Origin of the sequence: Citrobacter sp. Marseille-Q6884 (genome assembly GCF_945906775.1) — a bacterium.
Lineage (GTDB): Bacteria > Pseudomonadota > Gammaproteobacteria > Enterobacterales > Enterobacteriaceae > Citrobacter.
On the sequence record NZ_CAMDRE010000001.1, the window covers coordinates 2,989,668 to 3,007,109 of the forward strand.

Genomic DNA, 17,442 nt, shown 5'->3' on the forward strand with positions numbered 1-17,442 from the left:
AAAGTGTTATATCAAACAGTTATTAACGACAGCGTATTGCCAGTAAGAGTATGGGTGATATTTGGCGAGTTGCTAGTGAGGAAGGCTCTGCCGGGAAGCAGAGCCGTGAAAAAGGGGGGCTTTATGCAATCCTGCAGGCATCGGCTTCCCAACGGTATCCCACGCCATAGACGGCACGGATAAATGACTGCTCCGCATCCAGCGACTCCAGTTTGCGGCGTAAGTTCTTGATGTGGCTGTCAATGGTACGGTCGGTCACCACGCGGTAGTCATCGTAGAGATGGTTTAATAACTGCTCGCGGGAGAACACCTTGCCCGGTTCGTGTGACAGCGTTTTGAGCAACCGGAATTCAGCGGGCGTTAAATCGAGCATTTTCCCGCGCCACGAGGCCTGAAAACGTCCCTCATCGACGATCAACGGACTTGCGGCATCCAGTTGCTGCAGTTCGCGCTGAGGTTTGCAGCGGCGCAGGATCGTTTTCACTCGCGCCACGACTTCACGCGGGCTGTAGGGTTTACAGATGTAGTCATCGGCGCCGATCTCCAGCCCGAGCAGTCGGTCAATCTCTTCGATTTTCGCGGTGACCATCATAATCGGGACTTCGGAGAAACGGCGAATTTCCCGGCACAGAGTCAGGCCGTCTGTGCCGGGCAGCATCAAATCCAGCAAAATCAGATCGGGGGGCGTCTGGCGGACGTAAGGTAAAACCTGGTCACCGTGGTTGATGAGCGTAGGGGCATAGCTTGCAGCACGCAGGTAGTCGATAAGCAGTTGCCCCAGTTTGGGTTCATCTTCCACGATCAGAATGCGCGGCGTGTTTTCATCAATGGGTAACTCAGTCATACATCTCTCTGTAAATCGCGTTCCAGCGGTAACTCTACTGTAATGCTAACCCCGCCAAAAGGCGAATGGCTCGCTCGGATGAAGCCATTATGCGCCTGGACGATGTTGACGCAAATCGCCAGACCCAACCCGGAACCGCCACTGGCACGGTTACGGGAACCTTCGGTGCGATAAAATCGTTCAAACAGTTTTTGTAATTGCTCTTCACTAACGCCGGGCGCGGAGTCGGCAAAGGTTAATAACACCATGCGTTCACGCTGTTCGGCGCTGATGTGCAACCCGCCGCCGCTGTCGGTATAGCGCAGGCTGTTTTCCAGCAGATTGTTGAACAGTTGCATTAGACGATCACGGTCGCCAAAGACCGTCATGCTGTCCGGCAGAGAGAGTTGTATGGTTAACCCGCGGCTGGCAAAACGCTCGCGAAATGCACCGCTGGCGACTTCCAGCAAAGGAATAAGATCCAGTGATGTTTTTTGGTATGCCAGCGCACCTTCGTCGGACATAGAGAGCTGGTGAAGATCGTCGACCAGTTTGGTGAGCGTACCGACTTCGGCCTGCAACGAGGCTACCGATTCTGGCGTGAACTGGCGTACGCCATCCTGAATCGCTTCCAGTTCGCCACGTAAAACGGCCAGCGGTGTGCGCAGTTCGTGAGAAATATCGGCCATAAAATCGCGGCGCATCTGCTGGTTTTTCTCCAGTGTACTGGCAAGCTGGTTGAAATCTTGCGCCAGTTTGCCCAGTTCATCGGTGCTGCTGGATGCCACTCGGGTGGTGAAATCCCCGGCGGCCAGCTTGTGCGTGCCTTCTACCAGCCGTTTGACCGGAGCCAGCAGGCTGCGCGCCAGTGAAAAGGTTGCCAGTGCCGCTAACAGCGTCGAAAGCGCGACAATAAGCCAACTGCTTCGGCGCTGTTGTTTATCAAAATTGATATCCGTATTACGCGTTAACCGCTCGACGGGCGAAGCGATAACAGCGCCAACCTCCATGCCGTTGACCTTGATGGGGCGGCGCGTACCGTCGCGTGGGATCGGCGCGCGCGGGCCGACCAGCACACGGGCATTTTGATCAACGACCCAAAACTGCGTACGCCAGCCGTGCGGCGGCATGCCCGGACCGGGTTTGTCATCGTCATTGTCGTGTTCAAAAGAGCGTAGAATCTGAAAGACAAAACGATCGTTATTGCGCAAGAATCGCCAGTTGCCGTGCTGCTCATACTGATCGCCCAGCGCATCACTGAGCATCTGCAGCCGTTGCTCGTTGCCATGCTTAATGTAGTCAATAAAACCACGCTCGAAGCTAAAGCGTACGGCCCAGTGCATGCTGATCAGCAACACAATGCAGGTGGCGAAAATCGCCAGAAACAGTTTGCCGGTGATACCGGGCCGCCAGAACGTCATCAGGTGCTCCTTTTGCGCCGTGAGATCACTGCGTTGGTTTGCGTGTCATTGGGCACGCGGGCAAAAATAATGGCTGGTAGTGCAATAATGAGTGCGATACAAAGCCAGGTATACATAAAGACGGTATGGGTGGCGTCGCTGCCGACGGCGATATGTTGTTGACCAAACATCCCCAGGAGCAGCCCGGCGATGGTGACCCCGATACTCATCGATAACTGCATGATCATAGAGAGCAGGCTGTTACCGCTGCTGGCGAGGTCGTCAGGCAGATCTTTTAACGTCAACGTGTTCATGGACGAGAAACGGGTTGAATTGACCATCCCTTGTAAAAACAATACGAAGGGGAGAACGTAATACCAGCCGAGCAGGGCGGTCGTCATCAACAGCAGGCTGACCAGCGACAAGCCGAGCGTCGTGGCAACCAGAACGCGGCGATAGCCAAACCGATTAACGACCTGAACCACGATGCGTTTCATTCCCATACTGCCGAGCACCATTGGGATCATCATCAGCCCGGCATGAAACGGCGAAAAGCCCAGTCCAATCTGCAAAAATACCGGCGTCATAAACGGCAACATCCCGCTACCAATACGCCCGGCAAAGCTGCCAAACAGGCCTAACGAGAAGGTGGGGGTGCGAAACAGATTGAGACTAAACAGGGCGCGAGGGTTATGTCGGGCGTGTTTCAAATACAGCAGGATCGCCAGAACGCCGCAGATCACCAGCGCAGCCAGCGTTATGTCGGAGAGCCCGGTGCCTTTGCTGCCGTCCAGCGCCAGCGTCAGTACCGCCATGCCCACCGCCAGCATCATAAATCCTGAAAGATCGAACCGCCGGGTCTGCATGGTGTAGTTGGGCATAAGCAGGAGCGTTGCTATCGCTCCGACGATACCGACCGGAATGTTGATCAGGAAAATCCAGTGCCAGGAGACATATTCCACCAGAATCCCACCTAACGCAGGGCCGAGCAAAGGGCCAATTTGGCCCGGCAGGGTGACAAAAGTCATTGCCGCCATATATTGCTCGCGCGGGACGATCTTCATCACCGTTAACCTGCCGACCGGCACCATCATTGCGCCACCGATGCCCTGTAAGACGCGGGACATGACCAGCTCGTTGAGCGTACTGGACCCGGCGCAAAACAGCGATCCCAGCGTAAACAGGATAATGGCGGTGAAGAAAATATTCCGCACGCCGATTTTATCCGCCAGCCAGCCGCTGGCAGGCAGCATCACGGCGACGGTTAATACGTATGACACAATGACCATGTGCATATGCAGCGGGCTTTCCCCGAGGCTTTTGGCCATCGAGGGAAGCGCGGTGTTGACGATGGTGGTATCCAGCGATTGCATGAAAAAGCCAAATGCCACAATCCAAAGTTGCCAGCGGGTGCTGTCAGGAAGTTCTGTCATAAATCTGCTACCGGGTTGCTGTTTTTACGCGAAAAACGTAGACGCAGACGGTCGAAAAAGAGATACACCACCGGCGTGGTATAGAGCGTCAGAAGCTGGCTGACCACCAGTCCCCCGACAATGGTTATCCCTAGAGGCTGGCGCAGTTCAGAGCCATCGCCTGCAGATAATACCAACGGCAGCGCACCAAACAGTGCCGCCAGCGTAGTCATCATAATGGGACGAAAACGCAGCAGGCATGCCTGGAAAATGGCTTCTTCCGGCTTCAACTTGCCGTTTCGCTGCGCTTCCAGCGCAAAATCAACCATCATGATGGCGTTTTTCTTCACAATGCCAATTAATAGCATGATACCTATCAGCGCGATTAGGCTGAACGGGGCATTGAACAACTCCAGCGCCAGCAACGCGCCGACGCCCGCAGAGGGAAGCGTCGAGAGAATGGTCAGCGGGTGAACATAGCTCTCATACAGCATACCCAGTACGATATAGACCGTCGCGATGGCCGCGATAATCAGGATCACCTGCGAGTTCATCGTATCCTGAAAAACCTGCGCGGTACCGGCAAAACTGCCACGCACCGTTGAGGGGACGCCAAGCTGCGTCATGGTCCTGTTAATGGCCTCTGTTGCTTCGGAAAGCGAGGCGCCGGTTGGCAGGTTAAACGAAACGGTTGAGGCCGCTGACAGACCCTGATGATTCACCGACAGCGGGGCGTTAGCCGGTTGCCATTTGGCGAAATAGGATAACGGTATCGCCTTACCCTCATTATTGATGACGAACATTTTGTCCAGCGCGCTGATGTCCTGGGTGTAGCGTGGATCCACTTCCATCACCACTTTGTATTGGTTCATCGGCTGGTAAATGGTGGAGATTTGCCGTTGACCAAACGCGTTATTCAGCAGGCTGTTGGCGGCCTCAACGTCAATCCCGAGCCGTGACATGGTGTCACGATCGTAGGTCAGGGCCATCTCAGCGCCGTTATCCTGCTGATCAGAGTTGACGTCGGCCAGTTGGGGCAGGGTGGCTAACGCTTTGCGAATTTTCGGCTCCCATTCGCGCAGCGCCGCCAGGTCATCTGACAACAGCGTGTACTGGTAGCTGGCGTTGGCTTGCCGCCCACCGACGCGAATGTCCTGCACCGCCATCAGAAACAGATTTGCACCGGGCTCTTTCGCTAATTTTACCCGCAGGCGATCAATCACCTGCTGAGCCGTTTCATGACGCTCGCCACGCGGCTTCAACGTAATGAACATCATGCCGCTGTTGACGCGAGAACCGCCGGTAAAACCGGTGACGTTGTCCACCGCGGGATCGTCACGGATAATCTTCATAAAGTCCTGAAGTTTACCGCGCATGGCCTGAAACGAAATGCTCTGGTCCGCCTGGATCCCGCCCATCAATACCCCTGTATCCTGTTCCGGGAAAAAGGTTTTCGGGATGGAGATGTACAGCCAGATGTTCAGCGCAATGGTGCCGAGTAAAACAACACCGACCAGACGCGTGTGACGTAATACCCATTTCAGCGAAGTGCCGTAACTCTGTTGCAACGCAACCAGCACACGACCAAAACCCCGTTTGCGAGACTGTTCGCGCGGTGCGCTGGATTTGAGCATCCAGCCGCACATCATCGGCGTTAACGTCAGCGAGACAAGCAGAGAGATGCCAATTGCAACCGACAAGGTGACGGCAAACTCACGTAATAATCGTCCCGGCAGTCCCCCCATTAATAACAGGGGCAGGAATACCGCCACCAGTGACAGACTCATGGAAAGCACCGTAAAACCGACTTCACGTGTCCCCTGTAACGCTGCCTGTAGGGGCTTCATGCCCGCTTCCAGGTGACGGGCAATATTTTCCAGTACCACGATGGCATCATCGACCACAAAGCCCGTGGCAATGGTCAGCGCCATCAATGACAGGTTGTTCAGGCTGAATCCGCAAAGATACATCGCAGCAAACGTGCCGATCAGCGAGACAGGAACCGCCACGGCAGGAATGAGCGTCGCGCGTCCGGAACGCAGAAAAACAAAAACCACCAGAATTACCAGCGCAACCGAAATAACCAGAGTCTGTTCGACTTCTTCCAGGGAAGCGCGAATGGTTGGCGAGCGATCCTGGGCAATTTGTAAATCGATGGCCGCCGGGATCAGGGTTTGCAACTCCGGCAGTTTGGCCCGAATGCTGTCTACCGTCTGGATAATATTGGCTTCCGGCAGTTTGCGGATGATCAGCAAAATAGCTGGTTTGGCGTTGGTCATCCCGGCATTACGCACGTCCTGCACGGAATCGCTGACCGAGGCAACGTCACCCAGACGAACGGCTGCGCCGTTGTTGTAATGGATGATCAGCGGTTGATATTCTGCCGCCGTTTTTAGCTCGTCGTTGGTTTGTATCTGCCAACGATGAATTTCACTCTCAATCGCGCCCTGAGGTTTGCGCACATTCGCGTTGCTGATCGCGTTGCGCACGTCGTCAAGCGAGACGCCCTGGTTAAATAACGCCTGTGGATTTAGCCCTACGCGCACGGCGGGCAGGGAGCTGCCGCCGACATCAACATCACCGACGCCGTCGATCTGCGCGATGGTTTGCGCCAGCTGTGTGGAGGCGAAATCGTACAGTTCGCCCTGCGAGTAAGTCTCCGAAGTCAACGTCAAAATCATGATTGGCGCATCGGAGGGGTTGGCTTTTCGGTATGTCGGGCGGCTGGGCATTCCGCTCGGTAACAGGCTTTGTGCGGCATTAATCGCGGCCTGGACATCACGTGCCGCGCCGTTGATGTCACGGTCGAAAGCAAATTCCAGAATAATGCGCGTGCTGCCAAGCGAACTGCTTGAGGTCATTTCGTTTACGCCAGCGATACGTCCCAGTGAGCGCTCCAGCGGCGTCGCTACCGACGAAGCCATCGTTTCCGGGGAGGCGCCCGGCAACGAGGCGCTGACCATAATCACCGGGAAATCCACCTGCGGCAACGGGGCGACCGGCAACAGACGAAAACCCAGAATGCCGCACAGAGTGATAGCGACCGAAATCAAAATAGTCGCTACCGGGCGATGAATGAAAAGGGCGAAAAATTTCATTTACGCTTCCTCTTCCTGACGCGGGAAGCGGCTTTTCACGTACAGCGATAAACGGTCAAACAACAGATAAATCACAGGTGTGGTAAACAGGGTTAAGACCTGACTGACCAGTAAACCGCCCACCATGCCAATACCTAATGGACGGCGTAATTCTGCCCCTACACCGGTACTTAACATCAGCGGTAAAGCGCCGAGCAGCGCCGCCAGCGTGGTCATCAGGATGGGACGAAAACGTAGCAAGCAGGCCTGAAAAATCGCATCCCGTGGCGTCATACCTTGCTCACGCTCAGCGGCAAGGGCAAAGTCGATCATCATGATGGCGTTTTTCTTCACGATGCCGATCAGCAAAATGATGCCGATAATGGCGATGACGTCCAGTTCGCTACCGGCAATCATCAGCGCCAGCAACGCGCCGACACCTGCTGTTGGCAGCGTGGAGAGAATGGTAATCGGGTGAATAAAACTCTCATACAGGACGCCAAGCACGATATACATTGCGACGACCGCCGCCACAATCAGCCAGATGGTATTGCCCAGCGCGGCCTGGAAAGCCAGCGTGCTGCCCTGGAACTGGGTGGTGATATTGGCTGGCAGATTCAATGTTTTTTCAGCATCTAGTATCGCCTGTACCGCATCGCCCAGCGACTGATCGTCCGGTACGTTAAACGAGATGGTGGTAACCGGGAACTGATCGAGATGGTTAATCGACAGGGGCGAGAAACGTTGCTCAATGCTGGCGATAGCGCTTAGCGGCACGACGCCACCGTCACTGCTGGTCAGTCGAATTGTGTCCATCGCGGCAAGGCCGGGCGTATTGTCGGTGTCATGTTCTAACACCACACGATACTGGTTTGCCTGGGTGTAGATTGTTGAAATCAACCGCTGCCCGAAGGCGTTATACAGCGCGTTATCGACATCCGCCATGCTGATGCCTAAACGGCTGGCGCTGTCGCGGTTGACGTTCACATACGCCACCAGCCCTTGATCCTGCCAGTCGCTGCTGACATCAGAAAGCTGGGGCAACTGCCGCAGTTTTTCCAGCAGTTGTGGAACCCAGGTGCTGAGGGCATCAAGTGAAGTGGCTTGCAACGTAAACTGGTACTGTGTCCGGCTGACCTGCGTGTCGATGGTGAGATCCTGCGTGGGCTGGAGATAGAGGTCAACACCAGGAACTCTGTCCGCGGCGTCCTGCAGACGCGCGATCACTTTCTGTACCCGATCCGCGCGTTCATCCAGCGGTTTAAGGTTGATTTGCAGACGTGCGCTGTTTAATGCCGGGTTAGTGCCGTCAACACCGACAAACGCCGTCAGACTCTCAACGGCCGGGTCTTTGAGGATGACGTCAGATATCTGGCGCTGACGCTGGGCCATACTGGCAAATGAGCTGGACTGTGGCGCCTGCAGTGTGCCCTGAATAATGCCGTTATCCTGCACCGGGAAGAACCCTTTCGGGATAAAGACCCACAGCATCACGCTCAGGACTAGCGTGCCGAGTGCGACGCTAAGCGTCAGCCACGGATGGTTAAGCACTTTTGCCAGCCAGTGGCCGTACCCGGCGATAACCCGTTCAAACAACCTTTCCGACGCGCGGGAGAAACGGTTTTGTTTACGCAGCGATGCCTGATTGAGCATACGGGCACACATCATTGGCGTCAGCGTTAGCGATACGACAGCTGAAATCAGAATGGCTACCGCCAGCGTCACAGCGAACTCACGGAATAAACGCCCGACGATATCCCCCATAAACAGCAACGGGATCAACACCGCGATCAGCGAAAAGGTCAGTGAAATAATGGTAAAGCCGATTTCCCCAGCCCCTTTCAGGGCGGCGGTCAGCGGTTTTTCCCCTTTTTCGATATAGCGGGAAATATTCTCAATCACCACAATGGCATCATCGACGACAAAGCCTGTCGCGATGGTCAGCGCCATCAGCGTCAGGTTATTGATAGAAAAATCGAGGAACACCATCACCGCAAAGGTACCAATCAGCGATAACGGGACGGCCACCGCGGGAATAATCGTCGCGGGAATATTGCGCAGAAACAGGTAGATGATCATGACGACCAGCGCAATGGCCAGCATCAGTTCAAACTGGGTATCAGAAACCGAAGCGCGAATGTTGGTCGTACGATCCGAAAGCACCGTGACGTTGACCGATTTCGGCAGGCTTTCCGTCAGCTGCGGCAGCATCTGGCGAATACTGTCTGCAGTGGAGATGATGTTCGCGCCAGGCTGGCGCTGAACGTTCATCACGATGGCTTGTTGCTTATTGGCCCATGCGCCCAACCAGCTGTTTTCCGCGCCTTGCTCGACGGTGGCGACATCGCCCAGACGCACAGGCGCGCCGTTTTTATAGGCAATAATTAACTGCCGATACTCGTCGGCGGATTGCATCTGATCGTTGGCTGATAGCGTCACGGCGCGCGTGGGACCATCGAGGCTGCCTTTCGCGGAATTGACGTTGGCACCGGTGATGGCGGTACGGATGGTTTCGCTGGTCAAACCGAGCGCGGCAATCGCCTGGGCATTCAGTTTAACGCGGACAGCCGGACGTTGGCCGCCTGAGAGCGTCACCAGACCAACGCCGGACACCTGAGAGATTTTCTGCGCGACGCGCGTTTCCACCATATCCTCTACCTGTGTCATGGGCATGGCCGTCGAAGTGACCGCCAGCGTCATGATCGGAGGATCCGCTGGATTGACTTTGCTGTAGACCGGCGGATTAGGCAGATCGCCGGGCAATAAATTGGTGGCAGCGTTAATCGCGGCCTGAACTTCCTGTTCTGCTACGTCCAGTGGTAAGGTCAACTGGAACTGCAATGTCACGACTGAGGCGCCGCCGGAACTCTGTGACGACATCTGTTTTAAACCGGACATCTGCCCGAACTGACGTTCCAGCGGCGCCGTGACGGCGGAGGTCATCACATCCGGGCTGGCGCCTGGGTAGAGCGTCACCACCTGAATAGTGGGGTAATCCACTTCCGGCAAGGCGGCGATGGGCAGAAAGCGATAGCCAATAATCCCGGCGAGTAAAATCGCCACCATCAACAGGGTGGTCGCGACGGGGCGCAAAATAAACAGACGTGATGGACCGCCTGTGTTGCCTGGAGGTAACACCTGCATCAGGAGCGCGCTCCTTTATTGCCGTATTCACGCGATGTGGCTTTATTGTCCGTAGAAGCGGCAGTATGTGCCTCTACCACTTCAACTTTTGCACCTTCCGTCAGCCGGTCAATACCGTCAGTCACAACGCGATCGCCCACAGACAACCCGGCGGTAATCACCACTTTTTGACTATCCTGAATACCCGGTTTGACCAGATGCTTGCTGACTTTGTTTTCGGCGTTAAGCACCCAGACAAAGTGGCCTTCGTTGCCCATCTGTAATGCAGCTGCCGGGATCACCACAGCATTTTGCTCGGTATCGACCAGCATGCGGGCGTTAACAAACTGATTGGGGAATAATGCATCGTCCTGATTGTTGAAACGCGCTTTAACCTTGATGGTGCCGGTGGTGGCATCAATCTGATTATCGAGACTTAACAGAATCCCTTCGCTCAGTTTCTGCGAATTGGTGCGATCCCAGGCTTCGACTTTCAGCGGGTTTCCCGTTTTTTGCGCCCGCAGCACGGTGGCAATATCGCTTTCAGGCAAGGTGAATATCAGGTCGATGGGATGGGTTTGCGTAATGACGACAATCCCGGTGGTATCGCTGCTGGAAATTTGGTTACCGACATCGACCTGTTTCAGGCCTACGCGGCCATCTACAGGCGCGGTTACCCGGCTCCAGTCAAGCTGTAATTGGGCGCTGGCAACGCTGGCTTCATCCGCTTTGATCGTCCCTTGCGTTTCATTGACCAGCGCTTGTTGTGCATCCAGTTCCTGACGGGAGACCAGATTCGTTTTGACCAGTTGTTGATAACGAGCGAGGTCACGACGGGCATTTTCCAGCGTCGCTTTATCCTTCGCTAACTGCCCCTGTGCCTGAGCCAACGCCACTTTGAACTGGCTGGGATCAATTTCTGCCAGCAGATCGCCGGCTTTGACCTGTTGTCCTTCCTGAAAGTGTAACGCGATGAGCTGACCGTCCACCCGGCTACGCACTGTTGCCGTGTTAGCCGCAGTAATCGTGCCCAATCCTGTCAGGTAGCGCGGAACGGCTTGCTCACTGGCGGTAGCCGCCTGGACTGGCGCCAGCGGACCGGAGCGCATTCCCCGACGGCCTGAGCCCGGCGTGTGCTGCGCTTGTTTAGTGGCGCCAGGCGCACTTCCCTGGGACTCGCTGCGGCTTTGCCAGAACCAGGATGCGGCGATGGCTGCCACGACAATCACGATTGCTATCACCCAGCGGGATTTGTTACTGCCTTTCATTGTTATAAGTTTCTCATCCTGAAACGATTCGCGGAATGATACTAGTTTAGCCAGCGAACACGGGAGAAAAATGGAGGAATTATGAAACACTGTCGGGATTCGTCTGAATGCTGACGCGGCTTTGCGAGGAATTACGCAACAATCAGCGCTGAAAATAACGAATGCGTAATAGTACGTTAGAGTGCTGGCACGGCAAAAAGGAGGAAAGCCAAAGATTTCAGCGGGACGCTGGAACGGGAAAGCCCCTCCCGAGGAAGGGGCCAAAATAAGGAAAGGGTTATGATGAAGCACGTCATCATACTGGTGATACTCTTAGTGATTAGCTTACCGGCTTACTAAGACACCAGGGGGAGGGGAAACCCTTCTAAGCCTTCGGTTCTAATTGCTGTCTGTGATTCATTAAAAACAATGGCTTGCGGGTGGTTTGGTTGTTTGTTGGGCACAAATAATCACGCAAAGTCTCCCAAAATCTCTATTTTGTGCGCATTGGCACCCCGCACAGCACCCCTGGAGATTTTTAAGAATGGCTTTTTATACGATAGAGAAAAGACTGAGAAAGGATGGTACACCCCGCTACAGGTGCACTGTCGGCATCAAGGAGGGTGGTGTATACAAGTACCGCGAAAACCAAACCTTTGCAAGGCAGGCTCTAGCTAAATCGTGGGGCGCTCAACGGGTTGCTGAGCTTGAAACTAAGGGTGTCCCAGCCACTGATACCACCGTGACACTATCGTCGCTTATAGAGCGATTCATGAAGCATCCCGACCTTAAGCCACACAAAACAAAAAAATGCCAGCTCCAGATTATTCAGGGGCTTGAAATTGGAGGGTTAGAGATTTCGAAGATCGCAACCAATCAATACATTGAGCTGGGGAGGTGGTTACGCGCTCAGGGTCGAAGCCCAAAAACGGTTACGAACTACTACAGTAACATAGCAACGGTGCTGGCTGCGGCTCGTCCGTTTTTTGGTATTGATGTCGATGACAGGCCATTGCGAGACGCTCGTGAATATGCAAAAACTAAAAAAATAAGCGGTTCATCGAATAAAAGAAACCGACGCCCAACCAGAGAGGAAATATTATTGTTAGAGTCTGAGTTAAAAAGGAGGGAGGGCGAATCACTCAAGAAAATACCTTATTACGAGATATTCAGGCTTTCGATTTTGAGTTGTATGCGTATTGGTGAAATATGCCGGATATTAAAATCTGATATAGATGAAAGCCAGCGGTCAATATTAGTGAGAGATAGGAAAGATGCAAAGAAAAAGCAAGGAAATCATATGTTTGTTCCTTTGCTTGGTGATGCGTGGAATATTTTGGAGTCTCGGCCTGATTCTGATGATGGCAGGCTGTTTCCTTATAAATCAAAAACAATATCAGCGCAGTTTGCAATCATGTGTAAAAAGGTGGGGGTAACGGGTCTCAGATATCATGATTTACGTCGCGAGGGTGCGAGCCGTTTATTTGAAATGGGGTTTAGTGTTGAGGATGTAGCCCAAGTAACGGGACACAAGAATCTGCACACCCTTTGGACGGTATACCGCGAAATATACCCTCAAACCCTCCATGACCGTTTCAATGAGTTGCAAAATCGCAAAACCCAACACGATTGACACCACAAATAAAACTATGCTTCCCTAAAAAAGAGCCGGGAAACTGGCTTGCTGCCCCCCTCAGTGCATTCCGAGTTCGGATCATGGTCGGGGTAGAGCTGCGATTAGCGTTGACGGCTGTCACTGGCCTGGTTGCGGAGTCGTGGTAAGGGAAGCGGGGTATTCGGAACGGCGCACCCCGCGAGTTACTGTTGCTAGGCAGTGTCCTTCACGCATTGAGTTGCGGGAACTGGGACCGCAGCAGGGTGGTACTCGCCGAGAGTTGACAGGCTGGCTCTAAATCCACTCACTTGGTTCGACACGCATGGTGTAGGAATTGAGCTGGAAACTTCGTATACGGACCCTCCAGAGACGAGATTTTCAGTTGGACAGAGGTGACATAGGTTTGTTTTGTCTCATTTTTTTTGAGCCAAATCTCTAAACCTTTGTCACTTCTGTTTCTTGAGCCGTTTCTCTGAGGCGCGATATCCAAACCAGCGCTTGCCGTCGAGAGTCGGGAAAATAATTTTTTCACACACGTAAACACACCCCGGCCATGGAGCCACATCAGCGAGAGCTGATGATGAGTAGTAAACCTACCGACGCTCGCAATTTGCAGCGTCATGCAAAGTCAGCAGAACGGCGCGAAGCCAGAAGACTAGCTCTGTCAGATGAGCAAAGGCTTCAGGTTCGCGAGATGCGCAAGCTTGGCTTTGCTCCCCGCAAAGGTGCGCCAACCCAAAAGCACTTCGAGCGCTACACCGCATTCGTAGAAGCTCAGGCCGCGCATGCTCGTGCAGCCGCTATCAATGCTGAAATCGCCGTATTCAACGACAACGGCGGTGTGATGCTTGATATCTTTGAGCAGCTCAACAATCCCAAAATAAAACCAACCGCCCGCGCAGCGTTTATCGGTAACGCGCTAAAGGCCGTGGCTCTTGGCGCAACGCTTTCAGACAAGATGCGCATTGATGCAGCGGCAGGAAGCAACTCACTTCCCGAAGATGATCGCATCGACAGTGTTCTGGCTAAGCTCGGAGGTGGTGAGTGAATTTCACAACCCCTGAATATCGCCAAAAGCTGATAAGAGCAGCCCACTTAATTGCTCGGCAATCCCGCGCTGTTGTTCGTGACAATCTTGATTTGCTTGAGGCCGCTGTAAGCGTCAAGGAGCACTGGAAGATTGATGATTTCAAGCCGTACGCATATCAGGCGCAGTGGTTTGAATCCGGTGGCAAGTACCGTCTCCGCTATCTGTCAGCGGCTAACCGAATTGGAAAAACGTTCTCCGCAGCGGCTGAGTTCAGCTATCACGCAACCGGATGTTACCCGACATGGTGGAAGGGCTATCGCGCACCCGTAGAAACTATTGGCCTGTCGCGCATCATGTGGGCTATTGGTGTGTCGTCTGAATCAACGCGCAAGGTTCTTCAGAAGGAGTTGATTGGCACTGACGATGCCCGTCAGCGAAACATGTTTGGCACTGGTTCTATCCCTCGCGAGCGTATCAACTTCGACTCTCTGGTGTGTGACGGCGAGACGCTTAAATCACTGCGCGTTTATCACATATCAGGTGAAGAAACGACCATTCACTTTTATTCATCCAAGCAGGATGAGAAGGTCTTCATGGGTCAGGCGATCATCTTTGCATGGATTGATGAGCAGTCTGAGAAAGAGGATGAGCTTGTATCGCAGGCCAACACCCGCACACAGACCACCAAAGGGCAGACAGTAATCACTGCAACGCCGGAGGTCGGTATTACTGACCTGTATAAACGCTGCTCTGAGGACACCACGGGCAAGGTCTATTTCCAGAACGCCACGCTATACGATGCCCCGCACTTTACCCAGGAGGATATCGACGATTTCATAGCAACCACGCCATATCATCAGCGAGAAATGCGTTCCAAAGGGATTCCGATAATGGGTGTGGGTGCAATCTACCCGTACCGCCAATCAGACATAACTTGTGCGCCGTTCGCTATTCCTGATAGCTGGCGTGTACTGGCGTCGCTGGACTTTGGTTACACCGGAGTATCAGACCCGTCAATCATTGTGTTCACTGCGTACGATCCAACCACGGGCAAAAAGTATATTTTTCAGGAGTGGAGCAACCACAACCGGGTAACGCCGCTTGTCACTGAGCTGGATGTGTACGCGAACGCCCATATGCCTGATTACATGGCATGCAAAATCACTGGAAACGCGCCGCGCGATTGGGTTGATCAGGTATCTGTGCGCCCACCTGAACTGCGCGAGTTTTCCGGGCTTGGTCTCCCTTCAATTTCGGTTGTCGCGCCGGGTGATGGTGATGGACGTCAGCCGGGAACACAGCAAACCCGCTCTGAAATCATGCGTGGTAACGGGGTAAAAATGACTCCGAACGTGTGGAAGATGCACGAAAGCCAGCTTCCAGACGAACCAATACGCAATAGCAAAGAAGGTTCAATAATCCTGCTGCAGCAATGGTTTCAGGACGGAGACCTCAAAATATTCAGCAACTGCACCGAGACTTTACGCGAGCTTGGTCGCTACAACTGGGTAAAAGACGGCAAGCGCACCATTCCATCTCCTAATAACGATCACTTTATGGATGCCATTCGATACGGAGCCACACGTGTTGAGTTCGATGGCGTAACCATGTTGCAGGCTAAACGCAAAATTCAACCACCTGTTGATCACTCCAAATCACCTTACAAACGCTCAATGCAGGCATACAGCAAAGCGGGAGCCAAAAGACTGTGAACAAAAACGAACTGTTAGCCGAGCTGCAATCGCAGTTTCAGGCGGCTGAAACATTCAAGCAGGCCGTAACCGGACGATACACGCTTTCGTATGAGGCGTATCGCGGCGAGATTCCACCTAAAACCGACGATAACGACATTCGCGCTTCTCGTGTGATGTGGGAATCGTTCGAGAGCATTTACCCAACGGTGCTGGCGCTGTTTACGAACAGTAACCGTAGCCCGGTATCGTTTGATAGTGACGATCTGACCAGTGGCAAGCTGGCAAAGGCGATCACCAAAGCAGTACACACTGCCGCAATGAAGGTGAATAACTCAAAGCTGCTCTACATGGCTGCAATCAAAGAGATTTTGATAACCGGTAATCAGGTCGCTTGCGTTGGTTATGATGAAAAGTTGTTTGAAACGGAAAAGTACGATTTTGACAACTCTCCGGCTCATGAGCTGGTGGTGAAAACTGCCGTCATCATGAAAGCGGGGTACAACATTGACCAGGAAATCACAGTCAATGACGACCAGACTGTAACCGGGTGGATTAAAGGGACTCGTACAATCAAGTTTCCTGTCCTCAACCTGATCGCCTTCTCTGATTTCTACATACACCCCAAAGCGACAAACATCGATGATGCGACGTATTCAGCCTATCGTGAGTTGATCACCGTCGCTGAGGGAATATCGCGCGGATACCCGCAAAGCAAACTGGCTAAAGGTGAAAAGGCAGCGCCCGATTCTACGGCGGGAACCAGTAAGCAGTTGCTGGTTGTCGGGAGCATGAATTCAGATATCGACGCGCCTGACCTGACGTTTAGCGAGTACAACCGCGAAATCACAATCACCCATCACTACTGGCGTGGATGCTATCAGGGGAAAACGCCCAAGTTATGGCACGTTGTCAGCACCGATACAGACATTCTGTTGCAGGAGCAGGTTGATGTTAACCCGCTTATTCTGGGCGGCATGTCGATTATCTCCGGTTCTGCATGGTCTGAATCGCTTTATGACATGTGCATCACGGCGCAAACCAACAAAACACGCGCCATGCGAGCTATTCAGCGCAGCGCAGACGGCGCGGCATATGGGGAATACACCTATCAGGAAAACAGTATTGAGGCTGACGGTCTCGCGGTGTTCCTGAATGAACGTGGTCCCGGTGCGGCCTATAACGTGCGCAGCCCCAACGCTATTCAAAAGCTACAGGGTACTGATGTTCCTAACGCCATGCAGCTCCTCAACGAAGAGATTAACGAGGATGTGCAGGCGACCATTCAGGGAAGCGCTGGACAGGCTCAGGCACTGGAGGAAAACAGCCAGGCATCCGGCACAGCCATAGCGCTGACGCAGGACAAGCAGGAGCTGAACGAAAACCAGATAGCAGAGACTATCGCGGAAACGTTCATTATCCCGATGTACCGCAAGTTGCTGATGGTCATGCAGGAAATCGGTGCATCCGTGAAGCTCGGTTCGGATCACATCCCGCTCAAGCTGATTCGCTCTGATATTGGCCTGACTGCTGACATTAAATCTGTCTATGACGCCGCCAAAGCTGCTTCTAACGTCAAATCCGCATACGAGAACGCCGCCCAACTCGGCACGCTCCCGAAAAACTTCCAGCCTGAGAACGTCTACAACATCTACTCCGATTATCTCAGGGTAGCTACCGGACAGGAGGACGTGAGCCGCTACATCACCGCACCTGAAGACATGCCACAGCCATCAAAAGCAGAGCAGCTCCTTACAGCCCTGATCACTATCGGTAAGGCTCGCGAACAAATCGCCGCAACTGGGCTGGCTGAGGCCAAAGTCAGCGACATGAAGGCGGACGTTGCCAAGAAACTCAATGAGGCGCTGAAAGACCTTGCCACCATCAAACAGATGGATGCGGAAACCAAAATCAGCATGGTGGACACCCTGCTCAAGGCTCAGGAAATGGAGCAGAACGCAGCAAACGAAGTAACCCAAAACGCGCAGGAACAAGAGCGCATCGACAACACCCAAGAGGCATGA

The 17,442-nt window shown here is 53.6% G+C and carries 11 protein-coding genes; 5 read left to right on the forward strand and 6 right to left on the reverse strand.

Annotation, left to right across the window (positions count from 1 at the left end; genetic code table 11):
• Window positions 1-121: 121 nt before the first annotated feature.
• The 6 genes from baeR to N7268_RS14170 are packed head-to-tail and all read right to left on the reverse strand — an operon-like array spanning window position 122 to window position 11,103.
• Entirely contained in the window at window positions 122-844 is a 723-nt protein-coding gene (gene baeR, locus N7268_RS14145) for a two-component system response regulator BaeR (protein WP_115258084.1), read from the reverse strand.
• Window positions 841-2,244: a two-component system sensor histidine kinase BaeS gene (gene baeS / locus N7268_RS14150; RefSeq protein ID WP_260863367.1), complete on the reverse strand. Its 1,404-nt coding sequence runs from the start codon at window positions 2,242-2,244 to the stop codon at window positions 841-843. The genes baeR and baeS overlap by 4 nt, the downstream gene beginning before the upstream one ends.
• Complete coding sequence (locus tag N7268_RS14155) at window positions 2,244-3,656, reverse strand: MFS transporter (protein WP_260863368.1); 1,413 nt, start codon at window positions 3,654-3,656, stop codon at window positions 2,244-2,246. The genes baeS and N7268_RS14155 overlap by 1 nt, the downstream gene beginning before the upstream one ends.
• Entirely contained in the window at window positions 3,653-6,733 is a 3,081-nt protein-coding gene (gene mdtC, locus N7268_RS14160) for a multidrug efflux RND transporter permease subunit MdtC (RefSeq protein ID WP_260863369.1), read from the reverse strand. Before mdtC ends, N7268_RS14155 begins: the two co-directional genes overlap by 4 nt.
• On the reverse strand, window positions 6,734-9,856 hold the full coding sequence (locus N7268_RS14165) for an MdtB/MuxB family multidrug efflux RND transporter permease subunit (protein WP_260863370.1): 3,123 nt from the start codon (window positions 9,854-9,856) through the stop codon (window positions 6,734-6,736).
• Window positions 9,856-11,103 (reverse strand): MdtA/MuxA family multidrug efflux RND transporter periplasmic adaptor subunit, encoded by a 1,248-nt coding sequence (locus N7268_RS14170; protein ID WP_260863371.1) that lies wholly within the window; start codon window positions 11,101-11,103, stop codon window positions 9,856-9,858. Before N7268_RS14170 ends, N7268_RS14165 begins: the two co-directional genes overlap by 1 nt.
• A 279-nt stretch (window positions 11,104-11,382) precedes the next feature.
• Between N7268_RS14170 and N7268_RS14175 the strand changes: the two genes are divergently transcribed.
• The 5 genes from N7268_RS14175 (at window position 11,383) to N7268_RS14195 (ending at window position 17,442) form a co-directional block, all read left to right on the forward strand.
• Window positions 11,383-11,442 (forward strand): type I toxin-antitoxin system Ibs family toxin, encoded by a 60-nt coding sequence (locus N7268_RS14175; RefSeq protein WP_136345439.1) that lies wholly within the window; start codon window positions 11,383-11,385, stop codon window positions 11,440-11,442.
• 184 nt (window positions 11,443-11,626) lie between these two features.
• Entirely contained in the window at window positions 11,627-12,715 is a 1,089-nt protein-coding gene (locus N7268_RS14180) for a tyrosine-type recombinase/integrase (RefSeq protein WP_260863372.1), read from the forward strand.
• Window positions 12,716-13,277: 562 nt separating this feature from the next.
• The gene (locus tag N7268_RS14185) at window positions 13,278-13,745 is read left to right on the forward strand and encodes a hypothetical protein (RefSeq protein WP_260863373.1); all 468 of its coding nucleotides are present in this window, start codon (window positions 13,278-13,280) and stop codon (window positions 13,743-13,745) included.
• Window positions 13,742-15,439, forward strand: a complete 1,698-nt coding sequence (locus N7268_RS14190; protein WP_260863374.1) for a terminase large subunit domain-containing protein — start codon at window positions 13,742-13,744, stop codon at window positions 15,437-15,439. The genes N7268_RS14185 and N7268_RS14190 overlap by 4 nt, the downstream gene beginning before the upstream one ends.
• Window positions 15,436-17,442, forward strand: a complete 2,007-nt coding sequence (locus N7268_RS14195; RefSeq protein WP_260863375.1) for a hypothetical protein — start codon at window positions 15,436-15,438, stop codon at window positions 17,440-17,442. The genes N7268_RS14190 and N7268_RS14195 overlap by 4 nt, the downstream gene beginning before the upstream one ends.

Coding starts and splice junctions, on each gene's coding strand:
- baeR (WP_115258084.1), bottom strand. CDS start 844: ATGACTGAGTTACCCATTGATGAAAACACGCCGCGCATTCTGATCGTG.
- baeS (WP_260863367.1), bottom strand. CDS start 2,244: ATGACGTTCTGGCGGCCCGGTATCACCGGCAAACTGTTTCTGGCGATT.
- N7268_RS14155 (WP_260863368.1), bottom strand. CDS start 3,656: ATGACAGAACTTCCTGACAGCACCCGCTGGCAACTTTGGATTGTGGCA.
- mdtC (WP_260863369.1), bottom strand. CDS start 6,733: ATGAAATTTTTCGCCCTTTTCATTCATCGCCCGGTAGCGACTATTTTG.
- N7268_RS14165 (WP_260863370.1), bottom strand. CDS start 9,856: ATGCAGGTGTTACCTCCAGGCAACACAGGCGGTCCATCACGTCTGTTT.
- N7268_RS14170 (WP_260863371.1), bottom strand. CDS start 11,103: ATGAAAGGCAGTAACAAATCCCGCTGGGTGATAGCAATCGTGATTGTC.
- N7268_RS14180 (WP_260863372.1), top strand. CDS start 11,627: ATGGCTTTTTATACGATAGAGAAAAGACTGAGAAAGGATGGTACACCC.
- N7268_RS14185 (WP_260863373.1), top strand. CDS start 13,278: ATGAGTAGTAAACCTACCGACGCTCGCAATTTGCAGCGTCATGCAAAG.